Genomic DNA, 19024 nt, shown 5'->3' with positions numbered 1-19024 from the left:
AGGCCCCTGTTCGGCCTCCCGTCAAGCCAGATACTTAAAGGCCGGAACGCCTCAAGCGCCCGGCGGCGGGGTCAGGAGATAGCCGAGGCCGCGGACGGTCTGGATGATGTCGACGTCGAGCTTTTTGCGGATGCGGCCGACGAAGACCTCGATGGTGTTGGAGTCGCGGTCGAAATCCTGATCGTAAAGATGCTCGACCAACTCGGTGCGCGAGACCACCCGCCCGGAATGGTGCATCAGGTAGGCCAGAAGCCGATATTCATGCGAGGTCATCTTGATGGGATTGCCCGACACGCTGACCCGGCCGGTTCGGGTGTCGAGCGTAACCGGGCCGCAGGTCAATTCGCTCTGGGCATGGCCGGTGGAGCGGCGCAGCAGCGCGCGGATGCGCGCCAGCACCTCCTCGAGGTGGAACGGCTTTGCGACATAGTCGTCGGCGCCGGCATCGAAGCCCTGCACCTTGTCGCTCCAGCGGTCGCGTGCGGTGAGGATCAGCACCGGCATGGTGCGGCCGTTGCGGCGCCAGGCCTCCAGCACCGAGATGCCGTCCTTCTTGGGCAGGCCGATATCGAGCACCACGGCGTCATACGGCTCGTTCTCGCCGAGATAATGCCCCTCCTCCCCGTCGAAGGCCCGATCAACGACATAGCCGGCATCGGTCAGCGCCTTGGTGAGCTGGCGATTGAGATCGGGGTCGTCCTCAACAACGAGCAGGCGCACGCTTCTCTCCAGAAATAGATCGCGACAACACCGCCAGATGAGCAATTCCGGCGTGAACTGAATATGAACGCCGGGAACCGGCCTACGTTACTTTTTGGTCATATACGACCTGCCGCCAGCAAATGCGACTGCGCCCACCATGCCTCCGGAGGAGCCGGCGGCATGGTGGGCGCAACGCGCCGCGTCGGGCGGCGAGCCGGAAAGTGCCGGCGTGCTTCGCCGGCCGTCAGGTCCGGAAGAACACGAACCAGACGACGGCGAGGATCAGGATCGCAAGCCCGGTCGAGATGGCGAGCAGCGCCGCCACCGAAGGTCCTGGCTCGCCCTGTCGCGCCTCGGTCGGAGTTTCGACGATCCTGTTCTGCTCTCGCGTGGTTGCCATGGTGACCTCAATCTGTGGCTGTCGCGTCAGATGGCCGCGACCTCCTCGCGGCGATGAACTGCCGGGGGCAACGCGTCAATTCAGGCGATGTTCCGGGCCATGGGCCCGCGAGGCAACACGGCGCAGGCAGCGATTAACGCCGTTGCAAGATTCCGCGCCGGCGGTTGCTATGATTCGCAACTGGGCGATGGTATCCTCAAGGCTTGCTCTGTTGCGTCTGGAGTAGCCCATGGCCCCCCGCGCCAATTGGAAGGGTTTTCTGCGTCTGTCGCTCGTGACCTGCCCGGTCGCGCTCTATCCGGCCACTTCGGATACCGAGAAGGTCTCGTTCAACCAGATCAATCGCAAGACCGGCCACCGGATCAAGTACCTCAAGGTCGATGCCGAGACCGGAGACGAGGTAACCTCCGAGGATATCGTCAAGGGCTACAAGGTAGACACCGACACCTATATCGAGGTCACCAAGGACGAGCTGGACGACATCGCGCTCGACTCCACCCACACGATCGAGATCGACGAGTTCGTGCCCAAGGCCGACATCGACAACCGCTATCTGATCCGCCCCTATTACCTCGTGCCGGACGGCAAGGTCGGCCACGACGCCTATGCGGTGATCCGCGAGACCATCCGCAGCATGGACAAGGTCGCGATCGGCCGCGTGGTGCTGACCAACCGCGAGCACATCATCGCGCTGGAGCCGCTCGAGAACGGGCTGATGGGCACGCTGCTGCGCTACCCCTACGAGGTCCGCAGCGAAAAGGAATATTTCGACGACATCCAGGACGTGAAGCTGACGAGGGACATGCTCGACCTCGCCAAGCACATCGTCGAGAAGAAGTCCGGCGCGTTCGAACCCGAGCTGTTCGAGGATCATTACGAGACCGCGCTGATCGATCTCATCAACAAGAAGCGCAGCGGCATGCCTGTTACCGCCAAGGCCGCACCGAAGACCGGCGGCAATGTCATCAGCCTGATGGACGCGCTGAAGAAGAGCATCGCGAGCGAGAAGGAGGCTGCGCCTGCGGCGAAGGTTGCCAGGGACACGGCGAAGGACGCCAAGGCCAAGAAGCCGAAGAAGCGCGTCGAGGGCCAGCGCGAGATGCTGCTGCCGATTTCAGGCAAGGGCGGCAAGGACGCTGCGGCGAAGGCCTCGACCACGCCGAAGAAGGCCGCCGACAAGCCGGTGCGCGCGCCGGCGCGGGCAAAGAAGGCCGGCTGACAGCATCACACCCCGCGATCGCGCCGTGATGTCTCTCCTCGCCGATCGGCCGGCCTGACATGCCCTGGTCGACCACGTTCGACGATCCGGTTCGCGTGAGCAACAAGCGCAAGCTGCTCACGCTTCAAGAGGCAGCCGACTATATCATGCAGCTGCCCGAGGATGCCCAGCACGAGGCGCATTGGCAGACGGCGATCGAGACCTTGATCAACGCGGCCGAGACCGGCGGCGGCTGGGTGATGTTCGCCCGCATCGCGATGTTGCGGGCGCTGAATGCGGACGGCCGGCGCGGATGAGCGCGATCGAGATGGCCTTGCCCATTCGTTGACGAACAGGCTCAACAATCGGTTAAGGCTACAATGCGGAGGCAACGACCACGCAGCCTGCGCCGGGCGCCCGATTTGACTTCATTTGGACGGAACCATGGAACCCTAATTTAATGAATGCCGTCGTAGGACATAAGGTGCGATCGCCCTCGCTCGATCATTTGGCGCGCACGAAGACATATTCGATCGATTTGCTAGTCCGATAGCGACGCGACCTTCCATCGGATCGGATGAACAGGAGTTGGCAATGCGTCTGCTTAGGTCCTTCCTTGCTGATGAGAATGGCGCAACCGCAATCGAGTACTGCCTGATCGCCGCAGGGATCGCTCTGGCAATCGTGACCATCGTCAACAGCACGGGCGCTGCGCTGCTCAACAACAAGTTCAGCTCGGTCAACTCGGCGATGAAGTAACCGCCGGCCCCGGCCCTGCGTAGCGGCTGGACGTGCCTGGCCGGACTGGCGGGCCATGATCTGGGTCAACAGCATCGGGACGGCGGCGTCTAAGCATGGAGGTCCGACTCCCTGCTGCCGGCCCGTCCATGCATCCAGAGCTTCCGCATTCCCAACTGAAGATCCGCCGCGTCCGCCTCGACACCGGCCGTGAGAACGTCGTCGTCGTCTCCAGGCGGTCCAAGGCGCTGCGCGCGGAGATCTTCCGCGGCTTCAGCCGCGTCGAGCTTCGCCAAGGCGGCAAGGTTCTGCTGGCCACCCTGCTGATCACGGACGACGATACGCTGGCGGCTCCCGACGAGATCGGCCTCTCCGAGCCTGCGTTCCGGCGCTTCGCCGAAGCGGTCGGAACGGAGGTCACGGTCAGGCCCGCCTCGCCTCCGGAAAGCCTGGAAGCGGTGCGCGCGAAGATCCGCGGACGAACCCTGAGCCAGGCCGAGATCGGCGCGATCATCGGCGACCTTGCCCATTATCGCTACTCCGACATGGAGATCGCCGCCTTCCTGATCGGGTCGGCGAGCTTCATCACCAGCGACGAGCTGCTCGCCCTCACGGGGGCCATGGCGCAGGCCGGCACGCAACTGGTCTGGCCGACCCCTGTCGTCGTCGACAAGCATTGCATCGGCGGCATCCCCGGCAACCGCACCTCGATGGTGGTGGTGCCGATCGTCGCCGCGCATGGCCTGCCGATCCCGAAGACCTCCTCGCGCGCGATCACCTCGCCGGCCGGCACCGCCGACACGATGGAGGTGCTGGCGCGGGTGAATATCGGCGTCGAGGAGATGAAGGCGATCGTCTCCTCCTGCAACGGCTGCCTGATCTGGGGCGGGCACGTGAACCTGTCGCCGGCCGACGACGTCCTGATCTCGGTCGAGCGGCCCCTGAGCCTCGATACGCGCGAGCAGATGGTTGCCTCCATCATGTCAAAGAAGATCGCGGCAGGCTCGACCCATCTGTTGATCGACATTCCGGTCGGGCCGACCGCGAAAGTCACCGGCGGCGTCGAGGCCATGCGGCTGCGAAAGCTGTTCGAATTCGTCGGCGACCGCTTCGGCCGCACGGTCGAGGTGATCACGACCGACGGCAGCCAGCCGATCGGCAACGGCATCGGGCCGGTGCTGGAGGCGAACGATGTCATGGCGGTGCTCGGCAACGACAAGGATGCGCCGCGCGATCTGCGCGAGAAGTCGCTGCGGCTCGCCGCCCATCTCTTGGAATACGACCCCGAGCTGCGCGGCGGGGCCGGCTATGCCCGGGCGCGCGAGCTGCTGGATAGCGGCGCGGCATTGAAGCAGATGCAGAAGATCATCGACGCGCAGGGCCCCTCGACATGCAGCAACGAGCTCGGACCGCTCAGCTTCGACGTCGAGGCGAGGCATGACGGCATTGTGTCCGCGATCGACTGCCTGCGCCTGAACCGCCTCGCCCGCACCGCCGGCGCGCCGCTCGACAAGGGCGCGGGCATCCGCCTGTTCAAGAAGATCGGCGACCGTATCGAGCAGGGCGAGCCACTCTATCGCGTCTACACGTTCGGCCGGTCGGAGCACGATTTGGCGGCCAGCGCGACTGCGGCCGACAACGGCTATGCGATCAACGGCAAGCCCCTCGGAGAATGACGGATGAGCATCACCGTTCGATTTTGCGGTGCCGCCCGCACCGTGACCGGCTCGAGCTATCTGTTCCAGACCGCAAGCGGCCGCTTCCTGGTCGATTGCGGCTTGTTCCAGGGCCAGAAGACGCTGAAGGAGCTCAATTACGGCGCCTTTCCGTTTCGTCCCGCCGACATCGGGGCGGTGCTGCTCACGCATGCCCACATCGACCATAGCGGTCTGTTGCCGAAGCTCGTGCGCGCGGGCTTCGAGGGGCCGATCCTGGCGACGCGCGGCACGATCGACCTCTGCTCCTACATGCTGCCCGATGCCGGCAGCATCCAGGAATCGGAGGTCAGGCAGCTCAACCGGCGCAACGCCTCGCGCGGGCGCAAGCAGGTCGAGCCGATTTACACGCAGGCCGACGCGGTCGCATCGCTGCGTTCGTTTCGCGCCGTCGACTATGAACGCTGGACCGATGTGATCCCCGGCGTCCGCGCGCGCTACTGGAACGCCGGCCATTTGCTCGGCTCGGCCTCGATCGAGCTCGAAATCGCCGAGCAAGGCGCGGCGCGTCCGTTGCGCGTGCTCGTCTCCGGCGACGTCGGACCGGAGGCCAAGCTGCTCCAGCCGGATCCCGAGGCGCCGAGCGATTTCGACTACGTCATCTCGGAAGCGACCTATGGCGACCGCGTGCGCGAGGCCACCACACCTGCGCTGCGCCGCAAGCACCTCGCGGCCGAGGTGCGCGATGCCGCGGCGGCCGGCGGCGCGCTGCTGCTGCCGGCCTTCGCGGTCGAGCGCACCCAGGAGCTGATCGTCGACCTCGTCGACCTCATGGAGCACCGCGAGATTCCGACGGCGCCGATCTTCCTCGATTCGCCGCTCGCGATCCGCGCGACCGAAGTGTTCCGCCGCCATGCCGAGAGCCTCGACCCGTCCGTCGACGCCACGCGCCTGCTCAACTCGCCGCATCTCAAATTCACCGAGACCGCGGACGAGAGCAAGGCGATCATGCGCTTGTCCGGATTTCACATCATCATCGCCGCGAGCGGCATGTGCGATGCGGGCCGGATCCGCCATCATCTGAAGCGCTGGCTGTGGAACGAGCGTGCGACCGTGCTGCTGGCCGGCTTCCAGGCCAACGGCACGCTCGGCCGCTTCCTCCAGAACGGGGCCAAGGCCGTCCGCATCCAGGGCGACGAGATCAAGGTCGCGGCCCGCATCCGCATGATCGACGAATATTCCGGCCATGCCGACGGCGCCGGCATGGCCGGCTGGATCGCGGCGCGTCGTCCCATCGCGCGCGGGCTGTTCCTGGTCCACGGCGAGGAAGCGGCAGTTGCGGGCCTGGCCGAGCGCGTCGCCGAGCGCATCATCCCTGCGGCCAGGATCTACCAGCCGATGCTGGACGACATCTATGAGCTCGCCGCATCCGAACCGCGCGTGCTCGACGCCGGTCATCGCCGACGGCTCGCACCTGAGGCCGTGACCCGTCTCGACTGGCACAACGAGATGTCCGAGCTCATGCTCGACATCAACGATCGCGTCGCCGCCGCCGCCGACGATCGCGCCCGCGGCGTCATTATTCGCAGGCTGCGGCGCGCGTTGCAGGAGACAGCGTAGCGCGAGGTCGGTCGCCTCTCTCCAAAGGCGTCGTTGCGAGGAGCCCTTGCGACGAAGCAATCCAGAATCCGTCCGCGGAAAAGACTCTGGATTGCTTCGCTTCGCTCGCAATGACGGAATGTGGAGAGATGATTTCGCTCACGGACCGAGCGCAGCGAATCCGCGACCGGCCAGGCTACGGCGCTTTGACGGACCTCTCGGTGCTGATATTCTTCGGCGAAGCGGGCTCGACGAGCCGTGCCGTCAATCGATCAACCAGCGCTGCCGAGAGGATGCGGATGAGAAATGTGACGCTCCTGGCTCTCGGTCTCATATTTGTCGGCGCCTGGTCGCACGATGGCGCCAGAGGACAGACGTCGGCCGCGCCGCCGGTTTCGCTTGCTCCGCCCGATGCATCGCCGCCACACCCGAGTGCCGCGCGGGGGACGACGAACAGAACTCCGCCGACGGCGTCCCGCAGAGAGCCTTCCGTGATCGGCGGGCCTCAACCGACGCCGAATCCGGCCGCCGACTACGATGGCTTCAGCGTCGGCACCGTCGACGACGTTGACACCCCGAGCCGCGTGATGCCGCCTGTGCGTCCCCGCCCAGCGAGGGACGCAGGGTCCAATCCAGATGCAAACGGCCTCGATCAGGAAGATGCGGCGTTGAAGCGAAAGCTGATGATCTGCCAGAGCTGCAAATAGCAGGGCAATCGCACATGACTTGTGGCGGCGCTCTACGCGCACGCCTCGTCCTTCGAGACGGCGCTGACGCGCCTCCTCAGCATGAGGCTAATCAGCATCAGTGCTCGTCGAAACTGCTGCCGCGCACTCCGCCCTCATCCTGAGGAGCCCGCCCAAAGCGGCTCGAAGGATGGCCGCCGGAAAAATTCCCATATCCGATTGCTCTACATGCGAGGGTGAGCGCGGCTTCAGGGCCGAGCCCATCCCTCTCGAATTCCGGACACTGCGACTCTTCAGGTTTTCGCAGCAGTGCTTCGATCCCTGAGAGCGGCCAGCAACTCTTTTCCCAGCGCTCCGGCCGACGCGGGGTTCTGCCCCGTGATGAGCCGGCCATCGACCACGACGTGAGGCTGCCAGTTGGCCGCGGACGAGTACTCGGCGCCCTCCGCCCTCAACGCATCCTCGAGCTCGTAGGGCACATCATCGCGGGCGTAGTCGTACTCTTCCTTCTTCGAGAAGGAGGTGAGCTTCTTGCCGCGCACGAACGGAACGCCATCGCCAAGGTCGACGCCAAGCAGCGCACACGGCCCGTGACAAACAGCGGCGACGAGCTTGCCGGTGCTCCAGGCCCGCACAATGGCACGCTGCACCGTTGCATTGCGCTGGATGTCCACCATGGGCCCAAGACCGCCGGGCACCAGGATGGCGTCGTAGTCGGCGGCGTCCACCTCGGACAGTTTGCGACTGTGATTCAAGCGGCGAAAGGCCTTGCTCGCGAGAAAATCCTTCTGGGCGGGATCTTTCTCGTCGTACGCATCGTAAGGCGTCCAGCCCCCGGCCGGCGACGCGAACTCCACCGCGACCCCGGCCTTGTCGAGCACCTCGAACGGATGAGCGACCTCGGCGAAGAAGAAGCCGGTCTTGCGACTATGCGGACCGATCACGGCTGCATTGGTGACAATGAAGAGAACATGTTGGGTCACGGCTTTCTCCTTTTCGATGACCTCTGTCTGATCGCGTTGGTTGCGACGTAGGAGAACGGTCAGTTCGGACAGGGCTGCCCGGCCGCGCCCCACATCGCCATGTCCTTGACGTGATCCTCAAAGGTGCCCGGCGGCGTCGAGCGGCCGGCTCCCGGCGACCAGCCGCGCGGGATGAATCCGCTCAGCGAGGCATCGTGCCGCAAATGCCCGACGAGACCGGCGGCGTCGCGGCCGCCGTTGCGCTTGGGATCCTTCAGCTGCGCGCAGATCTCGGCCCCGCTCTTGCCGAACCAGATGAAAGCCACCGGGGCGAGCTGCCAGTCGATGCCGGCGCGCGGCGGCGACGGCGACGGCTCGTTCGCCTGGGTGGAGGTCATGTGACAGGTCGAGCACGGGATCGCTTCCGCGCCGATGCGGCTCTCGCCGCCATGGATGTTCATGCCGTGCGGGCGAGACTTGGTTTCGCCGGCCGGCGTCCAGATCGGAATGGCCTTGGCATCGACATGGCAGTTGGCACACCGTGGATGTGTCACGACGGCCTCGATCCGCTTCCACGCCTCCAGCCCCTGGGCGCGGCTGACGCTGCCGGGCGGCAGCAGATCCTTGGCGGCCTCGTCCTTGGCCGCGACGATCCCGGTCAGGGCGGCGACGGCCGAAGCCGCCAAGACGAGCGCGATCAGAGCTCTCTGCATGGTTCGCCTCACACGAAATCGATGAACTTGTTGAACGGCATTTCGCGGATGCGTTTTCCAGTCGCGGCAAAGATCGCATTGGCGAGCGCAGGCGCGGCGGGGGGAACCGGCGGCTCGCCGACGCCCCTCACCTTCGGATCGTTCTCGAGCCCGCGAACTTCGATGACCGGGCATTGGTAGATCCGCATCGCCTCATGGTGATTGTAATTGGTCTGCTGCGCCGCGCCTTTCGAGTAGGTGAGCTCGCAGTTCATGGCGTGGCCAAGCCCCCAGACGACGCCGCCCTGGACCTGGTTCTCGAAGTTGACGGGATCGATCACCTTGCCGACGTCGGCCGCGACCCAGACCCTGTCGATCCTGATGCCGCGGTCCGTCGCCGTCACCTCGACGACCTCGGCGACCGGTGTCCCGAACGACTCGACGAAGGCGACGCCGCGCCCCCGGCCGTTGCCGAGCGGCCCCTTCCAGTCCGACATCTCCGCGACGGTCTCCAGCACCTTGCGATAATGCGGCACGGTGCACATCGCGATGCGCGCCTTCATCGGATCGAGGCCGGCGGCATGGATCAATTCGTCGATGAAGCTTTCGGTGAAGAAGCCTGATGTCGAGGCTCCGACCGAGCGCCACGTCGTGCTCGGCGACAACCCTTGCGCCTCGTAGCTGGTGGCCCGGAAATTGGGGATGTCGTAGTAGACGTTCCAAAGCCCAGCGGCCAATTGCCCGTCGGGATCCTTCGATGGCGTGCCCGAACGCTCGAGCAGTCCCTTGAGCGGCGTCGTCGAAGCCAGCTGCAGATCGGCGGCGAGGATCTTGCCCTTGTCGATGCTGCCGCGGTGCCGGGCGATCGCAATCTGCCGCGGAATGTCCTGAAGGAAATCCTCCTCGCGCGAGAACACGAGCTTGATCGGCGTACCCTTCATCTGATTGGCGATCTCGGCGAGAACGCGAACGTTCTCGTATTCGAGGCGATGGCCAAAACTTCCACCAGTCCACTGATTGTGGAAGGTGACCTGTTCCGGCTTGAGGCCGATCGCAGTCGCCGCGACCCATTGCACGAAGCGTGGGCTCTGATGGCCGACCCAGATCTCCATGCCCTTGTCGGTGACGAGGCCGATCCCGTTCAGCGGCTCGAGCGGCTGATGCGCCACGTAGGGCGCGCGATATTCGGCTTCGACGAGCTTGCCCGTCTTCAGCCCGCCTTCGATGTCGCCGATCTTCTTCCACTCCTTGCCCAGGAACTCGGGCTTGAACGAGGATTCCAGAACTTTCCAATGGTCCGCCTGCTCGGCCGGATAGGCCGAAGGCGCCCACTCGCAAGCGATGGCGTCGGCCGCCTTCATCGCGTACCAGCTGTTCGTCGCGATCACCGCGACGCCGTTCTTGATTTCGAGGATCTTCTTGACCCCCGGCATCGACTGCGCCTTGCTTGCATCATACGATTTCAGCGGCTGCCCCTTGCCGGGGTTCAGCTTGACGGACGCATACAGCATGCCGTCCGTTTTCAGGTCGATGCCGAACTTCAGCTCGCCCATCACCTTCGCGCGGACGTCGAGGCGCATCATCGGCTTGCCGAGCATGCGCCAGCTGGACGGATCGCGCGGCTGCGCATCGAGCACCGGCGGAATTTTCGATGCTTCCGCCGCGAGTGCGACATAGGCGATCTTGGTTCCGTTGGGCAGGATCACGTGGCCTGATTGCGTGCGGAGATCGGCCATCGCGACGCCCGAACGCTTGGCCGCGGCCGCCTTGAGCGTCTCGCGCGCGACCGCTCCGGCAACGCGCAGCTTGTGATAGGTGTCCGGAATCGTGCTCGATCCACCCGTCATTTGCAGGCCGGATTTGCGCAACCATTCGAGCGTGGCCGCGCGCGCTTCCTCCGCAGCAGGGCTTTGATCCGCGGCCACGAAGGGCGCGAACTCGTCGGCGAAACCGGTGTTGAAATAGGCCGGGCTCGGCTCAGCGAACCGGATCTCGAACTGGCCGGGGTCGAGGTCCATCTCTTCGGCGATCATGATCGGCTGCACCGAGCCGACGCCCTGGCCGATGTCGGCGTGCTGCGCGATCAGCGTGATCCTGTCGGGGCTGATCTCGACCCATGGATTGAAGGTCACGGAGTTCGGGCCGAGGCCGGCGGCCAGCGGATTGCCATCGGCGCTCGGCGCTGCCGCCTCGGCCCGGCTATAGGCACCGAAAGCAATGCCGCCGGCGACGGCGGCGGAGCCGAAAACGAAAGCCCGACGGGAAAGGGTCTGCATGTGGCCCATTTTACTTCTCCGCCATCTTGTTCGCAGCAGCCGCATGGATCGCCGCACGGATCCGCGGATAGGTGCCGCAGCGGCAGAGATTGCCGGACATCACCTGATTGATCTGCTCGTCCGTCGGCTTGGGGATCGAGCCAAGAAGCGAGATGGCCTGCATGATCTGGCCGGTCTGGCAGTAGCCGCATTGCGGCACCTGGTGCGCGATCCAGGCCTGCAGCACCGGGTTTTGGTCCTTGTTGTGCAAGCCTTCGAGCGTAACGACCGATTTGCCTGCGACCTCGCCGATATGGGACTGGCAGGACCGCACCGCCTTGCCGTCGATGTGAACGGTGCAGGCACCGCATTGCGCGACCCCGCAGCCGTATTTGGCACTGGTGATGCCGAGCTCGTCACGCAGCACCCACAACAGGGGCATCTCGGGAACGACGTCCACCTGGCGCTTGGTCCCGTTCACTGTCAGCTCGATCATGTCGGTACATCCTTTAGCCTGGCTGGCCGCCGCAACAGCACTGCCCGATACACGTCAAGTGAATATTTGCGAATCCTGCGGGATCATGCGCAGATCCTGCGGGATGCGGTCTCGCCGGGGTCGGTCTCCATCTCGGGCCCGCCGCCGCACAATTCGCGATATTGGCCCGGGGTGAGAGTTGCGGCCTTCCTGAACACGCGCGTGAAATTGGCCTGCGAGCCGAAACCGAACTCGAGGGCGATCTCGACCAGGGAGAGGCGGTTGCGCGCGAGTTCGCGCCGCGCGGCCTGGACTCTGCGATCAGTCACGTAACGATGCGGTGACAATCCGGTCGCTTCGCGAAACAGCCGGGAAAAATGATAGGGGCTGAGGCAGGCCTGGCCCGCCAGATCCTCGAGCCTGATCTCACCGCCGAGAGTGGCCTCGATATAATCCAGCACGCGCTGCAGGCGCCGCGGGTCGAGCGTCGGCGCCTTGTCGGGCGCGCGCCAACGGTCGATCGTGTAATTGCCCAGAAGATGCGCCGCGAGGGCGACCTGGATCCCCTCCACGAACAGCGCGTCGGTCGGCTGGCGCGGGCGATGCAGCAGATCGCGAAGCGGCGAGCAGATGTGGAACAGCACCTGGTCGGCCAGACCGTGAGCGTAGGCGATCTCGACCCTTGCCGGGTCGATGTCGAAATCCGCAAGTGCGCTGTGGTCCAGCAGCGCCGGCGGCAGATAGAGATGAAGACATTCCATCCGGTCGGAAAGCTCGAGATGGCTCTCCTGCGTCCCCACGGGCACGAGATAACTCATGCCCGGACGCGCGAGGCTTTTCTGGACTTCGCCGTTGCCGGCGCGGCACACCATGCCTCCGCCCGACAGCAGCAGGATGAGCTCGGTGCAGATCGGAACGGGCGTTGCCTGACGGCCCGCCTCGAACTTGCGATGCTCGATGCTCAGCCCGGGCCAATCATTGGCCTCCGCGAGCTTCTCGCTGTTCTTGTACTTCTGATCTCCATGCGTCACGAGCGCCATCACGACCTCCGCTTCAGTTGCGGCGATTCCCGGCCCCGTATCGCACGAGCGATCATTCCATCCGGTGGTGAGTTGCAGCCCCGGTCACTGCCACGCCGATCGCGAATTACTCACAAGCCGCGCCGGCGAAGTCCAGAGGCGGCGCGGTTAAAAGAGGTAAAAGACAGATTAAGCAACGACTTGGAGCGGCGCACGATCGGCTTCGAACTCAGTGTCGTCGCGGGATGAGCAAGATGCGTCCGTCATCGCGCAGGAATCGGAAATATCGCAATGCTCGCCTGCGTTAGTGAAAGGCTCGTCAACGGCAATGTCGCCGTATCGAGATCGGAGCCTATCATGAAGTCGCTTATCTTTGCGCTTGCTGCAATGTCGATCGCAACGGCCTCTGCCGCGGTTGCGGCCGAGAGGACCGTATCCATCGTCCTCGTCCACGGCGCCTTCGTCGATGGCTCGGGCTGGAAGGACACCTACGACATTCTCTCGAAAGCCGGCTATGAAGTGCTCGTCGCCCAGCAGCCGACCATCTCGCTTCGAGACGATGTCGCGGAGACCGAGCGCGTGATCGCCAGGGCGCAGCATCCGGTCATTCTCGTCGGACATTCCTATGGCGGAATGGTCATCACAGAAGCCGGCGACAATCCGAAGGTTCGCAGCCTGGTCTATCTCGCGGCATATGCGCCCGAAGTCGGAGAGTCCGTCGCCACGCTGTCGGAATTCCCGGTGCCGCCCGGCGAGCACAAGGGTCCGCTGATCAAGGAGGGCAATTATCTCTTCGTCGAACGTGATAAATTCCCGACCGCGTTCGCCGCCGGTGTCGATGCCGCAACGGCCCGCTTCATGGCTTCGGCGCAATTGCCGTTTGGGTTGCAGGCGGTGGAGACCAAGGTCGAGCGCGTGGCCTGGAAGACGAAGCCGACCCATTACATGGTCACCATCGAGGATCATATTATCCCCCCGAGCTTGCTGCGCATGATGGCCAAGCGATCGGGCGCGAAGGTGACGGAGATCAAGAGCAGCCACGCGGTGATGCTGTCGCATCCGCGCGAGGTTGCGGCGTTCATCAGAAGCGCAGACAGCTCCGCAACCGACTGAGGCGGACCCCGCACGCATTACCGTGCCTGTCATCCAAGGACTCGCAACATGACCCTCAAGGATATTCTGCCGGGAAAACTGGGGTTCGGCGCGGCGCCGCTCGGAAACATGTTCCGCGACATCCCCGAGCGGGAAGCGCTCGCGACGGTGAACGCGGCCTGGGACGACGGCATCCGCTATTTCGACACTGCGCCGTTCTACGGCGCGGGGCTTGCCGAGATCCGCATCGGCGCCGCGCTCGCCGGCCGACCGCGGAGCGACTACGTCCTCAGCACCAAGGTGGGCCGCCTGATCCTGGACGAGATCGAGGATGTCGATGCCCGCGATCTCGGCGAGAAGGGCGGCGTCTTCAGGCACGGACGCCCGAACCGGATCGTGAACGACTATTCCCGGGACGGAACGTTGCGCTCGATCGAGGACAGCCTGAAGCGGCTCGCGACCTCCCACATCGACGTCGTCTTCGTGCACGACGTAGCGCAGGACTTCTACGGCGACGAGTGGCTCTCGGTGTTCGAAAGCGCCCGCAAGGGCGCCTTCAGAGCGCTCGACCGGCTGCGCGACGAGGGCGTCATCAAGGCGTGGGGCCTCGGCGTCAACCGGGTCGAGCCGATCGAGCTGCTGCTCACGCTGGAAGAGCCGCGCCCCGACGGCTGCCTGCTGGCGGGCCGATACACGCTGCTCGACCACGCAAGGGCGCTGCAGCGGGTGATGCCCATGGTCGCGGAGCACGAGCTCGCGATCGTCGTCGGCGGCCCCTACAGCTCTGGCGCGCTCGTCGGCGGCCCGAACTTCGAATATGCGCCGGCGCCTCCCGAAATCCTCCAGAAGGTGGCGCGGATCAAGGCAATCGCAGACCGCTATGGCATCAGTATGAAAGCGGCCGGCCTGCAGTTCGCGCTCGCAAATCCAGTGGTCGCCGCCGTCATTCCCGGCGCGAGCCGCCCGGGGCGCATCGCCGAGGACCGGGCTGCGCTCGAGGAAACCATCCCGGCGGACTTCTGGCGCGAGCTCCGCTCCGAGGGGCTGGTCAGCCCCGCAGCTCCGCTTCCCGTTGCTGATTGACCAATCCACCGAAAGACCAAGGAGAGCGACATGACAGATGCAGCCGACAACGCCACCGGCATGGACCGCCGGGCCTTGCTTCAGACCGCCGGCGCCGCCGTCGTCACCGGCCTCGTCGCCGGCACGGCAATCGACGCACGGGCCGCGACACAAGATGCCGAGCGCGACGAGGCGCCGCTCGGCGCGCGGCTTCAAGGCGTCCAGCATTTCGGGCTGACGGTCCAGAACATGGAGCGGGCCTACCAGTTCTACACGGAGGTGCTTGGCGGCACCGAGGTGTTCCGGCACGGCGACTTCCAGGGCGACGGGGTGCAGAACACGCTGCTGGCCGACCAGGAGATCGAGGCGAATGCGCGCGGGGTCAATCCGCGAACCATCGGCGTGCCCGACTTGCGAAGCGGGGCACAGCGGCTGGATGTCCGCTTCATCCAGTTCGACAACATGGTACTGGAGCTGTTGCAATATCGCGAGGCTGATCAGCCCATGGGCAGCGCGAAGAGCTTCGCCGAACCGGTGGAGCATATGAGCCCGGCCTTTCCGCGCATGATGCACATCTGCTTCCATGTTCGCGACGATGTCGACTTCAACAAGTTCATCGCCGACCTCGAAGCCGAATCCGCGCGCCGCGGCATGACACAGGTGAGAGCGAACCGCACCGTCCGCGTCATGACGGAGGCGGAGCGCAAGGCCGCGCCCCGCAGCGCCAACACGAACCGGGTGACAGCCGAACCCTCGAACGGTTGGGAGCTGATCTACTGCAAGGGACCGGAAGGCGAGCAGCTCGAATTCGTCAAGGCGCTCGGCCCGGTCAAGAAGCGCTTCAGCGAGGCCTTGGCAAAACGGCAACAGAAGATCGTGCGCTAGATTCTCGTGCGGGGCGGCTGTCAGTGCCCTGGCTGATCACTCTGCGATCCAATCACATGTCGAGGACTTCACCATGCAAACTCTCCTCCGCAACTCGCTTGCCGCCCTGCTGATCGCCGCTACGGCGCCAGCGACTCTTCCGGCCGAGGCTCAGGAAGCGCCGCGCGTGCACTATCGGGAGATTCCGGAGGGCGCATATTCCGTGGTGGCCCGTTTGCGCGCCAAGCCTGGAAAAGAGGACATGCTGCGCGCCGCCACCTTGCCGCTGATCGACCTGGTCCGCAGCGATCCCAAGAACCTGGTCTATTTCCTTCAGGAAGACCGCGCCAAGCCCGGCCACTTCATCTTTTACGAAGTGTTCGCCAGCCAGGCCGACTTCGACGCACACAACGCGATGCCTTATGTGAAGGATTGGTTCGCCAAGCTTCCGGAACTTGCCGATGGCGGCGTCGAAGTCATGCGCATGGCCATTCTCGGCAAGCCCAAAAAATAGCCAAACCGTCCCGCGCGCGCGTTTTGTCGCAATTGCCCTGCGGCAAATCGTACGAACTCGGAAGGGTTCCCTTCAAAAATATTGCGGTGCATGATAATACCAGTCGATCGGTTTGATCGATTGGCAATGATCAATGCGGGCTGCCACGGAGACACGACAACGGGGCACAGGCCGGCGGGAGCTCACCTACTGCTTCGGCTCCTTTCGACTGATACCCAGCCGCCAGTTGCTCCTTCTCAAAGGGCGCCCCGTCAAGCTCGGTGGACGCGCATTCGAGCTTTTGCAGCTGCTGGTGCAGCGCTGCGGCGAGCTGGTCAGCAAGACCGAGCTGATGGCGGCCGCCTGGCCGGGCACCTTCCTCCACGACAGCAATCTCAAGGTCAACATGTGGAGCTTGCGGCGTTCGCTGGGAGATACCCAGATCGAGCCCGTCTACATCGCGACCGTGGCGCGCCGCGGATACAAGTTCATCGCACAGGTGCAGATCAGCATCGGCGAGGTCGACGACGATCTCGCACTCGCCGAACCGGTCCCCTCGTCCGGTCCGCCATTGCTGCGCGGCATCGTTGGTCGCGAAGCGGAAATCGACGAGATCACGGGCCTGTTGACCGGCAACAGGCACGTGACTCTGGCTGGCGCGGGAGGAATCGGCAAGACGACGGTTGCCTTGGCTGTCGCCCAGGCACTTGCGCCACAGTGCCGCGACGGCGTGTGCTTCGTCGATCTCGCAACGATCTCCGACCCGACGCTGTTCGGCGCCGCACTGGTGACGGCCCTCGGCATCAGGGGCAATCCGGGCAACAGCCTGGCTGCGGCCATCGACTATTTGAGACCGCGGCAGATGCTGGTCATTCTGGACAATTGCGAGCACGTCCTGCCAGCCGCAACGATCTTCGCCGGCAGGTTCATGGCGGAGACATCGCCGTGCAGGCTGCTTGCGACCAGCCGCGAACCGCTCGGCACCGCAACCGAGCACGTCGTCCGGCTCGGCTCCCTGGCCTCACCAAAGCCCGGTCATGCCCTGACTGCCGATCAAGCCGTCAGGTTTCCGGCAGTACAATTGTTCGTCAGCCGTGCCGCCGAATGGGCGGACTACCAATTCGTCGATGATGATTGCGCGGCCGTCGCCGCAATCTGCCACGCGCTCGACGGCCTCCCGCTGGCGATCGAATTGGCGGCAGCCCAGATCGGCAGGTTCAATCCTCGTCAATTGGTGGAGGTGCTCGACCAGAATCTGGGTTTTCGTGCCCCCGTCGCCGATGGCGCGCCGCCGCGCCATGAAACGCTGATGGCGACCATCGACTGGAGCTTCAGGCTGCTGTCGCAGCGGGAAGCCAGACTGTTTGGCCTGCTCTCGGTGTTCAGCGACGCGTTCGAGGTCGAGGACGCGGTCTTCGTCGCCGAAGCGGCAGGGCTCACGCCGGTCGACGTCGTCACCGGCCTCGGCAGTCTCGTTGCCAAATCTCTTTTGAGCGCGCAGGCACATGGCGCGAGCCTCCGCTATCGCCTGCTCGACAGCACATGCCGCTATGCGGGCGAGCGGCGCCGCGCCGATCCTGCCTGCGACCAGGCCCTGCGCCGTCATGCCCAACGCGTCCTCACGCTGTTCGAACGGTCCGAGGAGGAGTGGAAATGGCGCGAGCCGGCCGATTGGACACAACGTTACCTCGGCCGCATCGCCGATCTGCGCGCCGCTCTCTCATGGGCGTTCAGTGAGCACGGCGATCCCGTGCTCGGGATCAGGCTCACGGTTGCGGCGATCACCTTGTGGTCGGAGACGTCGATCCTGTCGGAAGCGCAGGCGCGGTATGCCGACGCGCTCGCATTGGCCAAGACCGTCCCGTGCGACGATCTGTCGAAGACAAAACTCGCCTGCGCGCTTGGGTGGAGCCTATTCTACGCCCGCAAGATGTCGAACGAGAACGAGATTGCCTGGCTCGATGCCATCCTCTTTGCAAAGCGGGCCGGCAACATCGAGTATCAGCAGCGGGCGCTGGTCGGGTTCGGCTTCTACCTGTTGCAGATCGGCGAGGTCCCGCGCGCCACGACCTATCTCGAGGAAGCCACCGGGCTTGCCGACCGCGACCGCGACCTCACGGCAACGTCCGAAGCCGATCGCGCACTCGCCTGGGCCCGCGCGTTTGCCGGCGAGTTGAGCAAGAGCCGCCCGGTTCTCGATCGCCTCGCAGCAACCTATTCGCTGGCAGAGAGCCGTTCGCGCAAGGACGCGAACGAAGTCTACCGGTTCATCACCGTCCGCTTCAACCTGCCCTTCGTCGCGTGGATGCAAGGAGAGGCCGACTACGCGGCGAGGCTGGCCAAGGACGCCGTCGACGCCGCCGACCGCAGTGGCCATTGGGTGTCGCAGTCGAACGCATTTGGGCTCGCCGCACTTCCTGTCGCGCTCGAAACCGGCAATCTGGACGGGCTCGCGAGCTACACTGAGCGATTGCGTCGCAACCTTGAACGCGAGCGCATCTCACGCTGGGTTCCGGTCGAGCGCTATTTCTCCGCATGCCTTCGCGAGCTGCGGGGCGATCCACGCGCGGTGGAGGATATTCGAGCCGCGATCGACGAGCTGATCGAATGCCGGTTCTTGATGCGGATCGGCAGCTATCTCGCGGTCCTCGCCCGCGCCTATTTGAGGCGAGGGCGGATCGCGGAAGCGCGCCAAGCCATCACGCGGGCGATCGAGCATCAGGAACGCCAGGGCGAGCGCTGGTGCCGGCCGGAGCTCCAGAGGGTCGACGCTGCGATCCTTCTCCACGCGGGCGAGCCGCTGCGGGCCGAAAAGCGGCTCCAGCAGGCCCTCGCCGAGGCGCGCACCATCGGCGCGCTGACGTTCCAGTTGCGGATCGCGACCGATCTCGCGGCACACTGGACCGCGACCGGCCGCAGATCCAAGGCTGTCCGGCTGCTCTCGCCGATCTATAGCGAATTCACAGAGGGCTTCGAGACGCCGGATCTGCTTGCGGCCAAGCACTTGCTGCAGCACATGCGGCCGACCGCGAGCGGCTGCGGCGACTATCACAGGATGGAGCCGGTGCACGCCCGCGACGCATAGCTGGCCTACCGCCACGCTCGCCGCGTCCGCTTTACGCTTCCGGAAAT

General features: G+C 64.9%; 17 protein-coding genes. 10 read left to right on the top strand and 7 right to left on the bottom strand.

Translation table 11 applies throughout. From position 1 onward, the window contains the following. Positions 1 to 51 precede the first annotated feature (51 nt). Both BDOA9_RS16875 and BDOA9_RS38840 read right to left on the bottom strand, forming a co-directional pair. Positions 52 to 720, bottom strand: a complete 669-nt coding sequence (locus BDOA9_RS16875) for a response regulator transcription factor (RefSeq protein ID WP_025035131.1) — start codon at positions 718 to 720, stop codon at positions 52 to 54. Positions 721 to 946: 226 nt separating this feature from the next. Further along, a complete protein-coding gene (locus tag BDOA9_RS38840; RefSeq protein ID WP_162832009.1) occupies positions 947 to 1102 on the bottom strand; it encodes a hypothetical protein in 156 nt (51 codons plus the stop codon). Positions 1103 to 1331: 229 nt separating this feature from the next. Between BDOA9_RS38840 and ku the strand changes: the two genes are divergently transcribed. The 5 genes from ku to BDOA9_RS16850 all read left to right on the top strand — a co-directional run bounded on the left by ku (position 1332) and on the right by BDOA9_RS16850 (position 6313). After that, complete coding sequence (gene ku / locus BDOA9_RS16870) at positions 1332 to 2321, top strand: non-homologous end joining protein Ku (RefSeq protein ID WP_025035130.1); 990 nt, start codon at positions 1332 to 1334, stop codon at positions 2319 to 2321. Positions 2322 to 2380: 59 nt separating this feature from the next. Next, positions 2381 to 2617, top strand: a complete 237-nt coding sequence (locus BDOA9_RS16865) for a hypothetical protein (protein ID WP_025035129.1) — start codon at positions 2381 to 2383, stop codon at positions 2615 to 2617. Positions 2618 to 2894: 277 nt separating this feature from the next. Beyond that, positions 2895 to 3059, top strand: a complete 165-nt coding sequence (locus tag BDOA9_RS16860; protein WP_025035128.1) for a Flp family type IVb pilin — start codon at positions 2895 to 2897, stop codon at positions 3057 to 3059. Between the two features lie 128 nt (positions 3060 to 3187). Then, a complete protein-coding gene (locus BDOA9_RS16855; protein ID WP_025035127.1) occupies positions 3188 to 4714 on the top strand; it encodes a thymidine phosphorylase family protein in 1527 nt (508 codons plus the stop codon). A gap of 3 nt (positions 4715 to 4717) precedes the next feature. Beyond that, positions 4718 to 6313, top strand: coding sequence for an MBL fold metallo-hydrolase (locus BDOA9_RS16850; RefSeq protein WP_025035126.1), 1596 nt, complete (start codon positions 4718 to 4720; stop codon positions 6311 to 6313). Positions 6314 to 7271: 958 nt separating this feature from the next. On the opposite strand, the gene BDOA9_RS16840 is transcribed toward BDOA9_RS16850, so the two are convergent. From BDOA9_RS16840 to BDOA9_RS16820, 5 genes are all read right to left on the bottom strand, one after another. Next, positions 7272 to 7961: a type 1 glutamine amidotransferase domain-containing protein gene (locus BDOA9_RS16840; RefSeq protein WP_025035124.1), complete on the bottom strand. Its 690-nt coding sequence runs from the start codon at positions 7959 to 7961 to the stop codon at positions 7272 to 7274. A gap of 59 nt (positions 7962 to 8020) precedes the next feature. Next, a complete protein-coding gene (locus BDOA9_RS16835) occupies positions 8021 to 8653 on the bottom strand; it encodes a hypothetical protein (protein ID WP_025035123.1) in 633 nt (210 codons plus the stop codon). An 8-nt stretch (positions 8654 to 8661) separates the two neighbouring features. Next, a complete protein-coding gene (locus BDOA9_RS16830; RefSeq protein WP_025035122.1) occupies positions 8662 to 10917 on the bottom strand; it encodes a xanthine dehydrogenase family protein molybdopterin-binding subunit in 2256 nt (751 codons plus the stop codon). Between the two features lies 1 nt (position 10918). Further along, positions 10919 to 11383: a (2Fe-2S)-binding protein gene (locus BDOA9_RS16825; protein ID WP_082847830.1), complete on the bottom strand. Its 465-nt coding sequence runs from the start codon at positions 11381 to 11383 to the stop codon at positions 10919 to 10921. Between the two features lie 83 nt (positions 11384 to 11466). After that, entirely contained in the window at positions 11467 to 12402 is a 936-nt protein-coding gene (locus tag BDOA9_RS16820; RefSeq protein ID WP_025035120.1) for a helix-turn-helix domain-containing protein, read from the bottom strand. Positions 12403 to 12738: 336 nt separating this feature from the next. Between BDOA9_RS16820 and BDOA9_RS16815 the strand changes: the two genes are divergently transcribed. The 5 genes from BDOA9_RS16815 (at position 12739) to BDOA9_RS16795 (ending at position 18977) form a co-directional block, all read left to right on the top strand. Next, positions 12739 to 13494 (top strand): alpha/beta fold hydrolase, encoded by a 756-nt coding sequence (locus BDOA9_RS16815; RefSeq protein ID WP_244521484.1) that lies wholly within the window; start codon positions 12739 to 12741, stop codon positions 13492 to 13494. Between the two features lie 48 nt (positions 13495 to 13542). Further along, the gene (locus BDOA9_RS16810) at positions 13543 to 14556 is read left to right on the top strand and encodes an aldo/keto reductase (protein ID WP_025035118.1); all 1014 of its coding nucleotides are present in this window, start codon (positions 13543 to 13545) and stop codon (positions 14554 to 14556) included. A 30-nt stretch (positions 14557 to 14586) separates the two neighbouring features. Then, the gene (locus BDOA9_RS16805) at positions 14587 to 15420 is read left to right on the top strand and encodes a VOC family protein (RefSeq protein WP_025035117.1); all 834 of its coding nucleotides are present in this window, start codon (positions 14587 to 14589) and stop codon (positions 15418 to 15420) included. A 73-nt stretch (positions 15421 to 15493) separates the two neighbouring features. Continuing rightward, positions 15494 to 15913 carry a putative quinol monooxygenase gene (locus BDOA9_RS16800; protein ID WP_025035116.1) on the top strand — a complete coding sequence of 140 codons (420 nt, stop codon included), beginning with the start codon at positions 15494 to 15496 and terminating at the stop codon, positions 15911 to 15913. 226 nt (positions 15914 to 16139) lie between these two features. Beyond that, a complete protein-coding gene (locus BDOA9_RS16795; RefSeq protein ID WP_244521483.1) occupies positions 16140 to 18977 on the top strand; it encodes an ATP-binding protein in 2838 nt (945 codons plus the stop codon). Positions 18978 to 19024 lie beyond the last annotated feature (47 nt).

Source organism: Bradyrhizobium sp. DOA9, from assembly GCF_000617845.2.
Classification (GTDB): Bacteria; Pseudomonadota; Alphaproteobacteria; order Rhizobiales; family Xanthobacteraceae; genus Bradyrhizobium.
The sequence above is the reverse complement of the archived record's forward strand: the minus strand, read 5'-3'. Positions and strand labels throughout refer to the sequence as shown.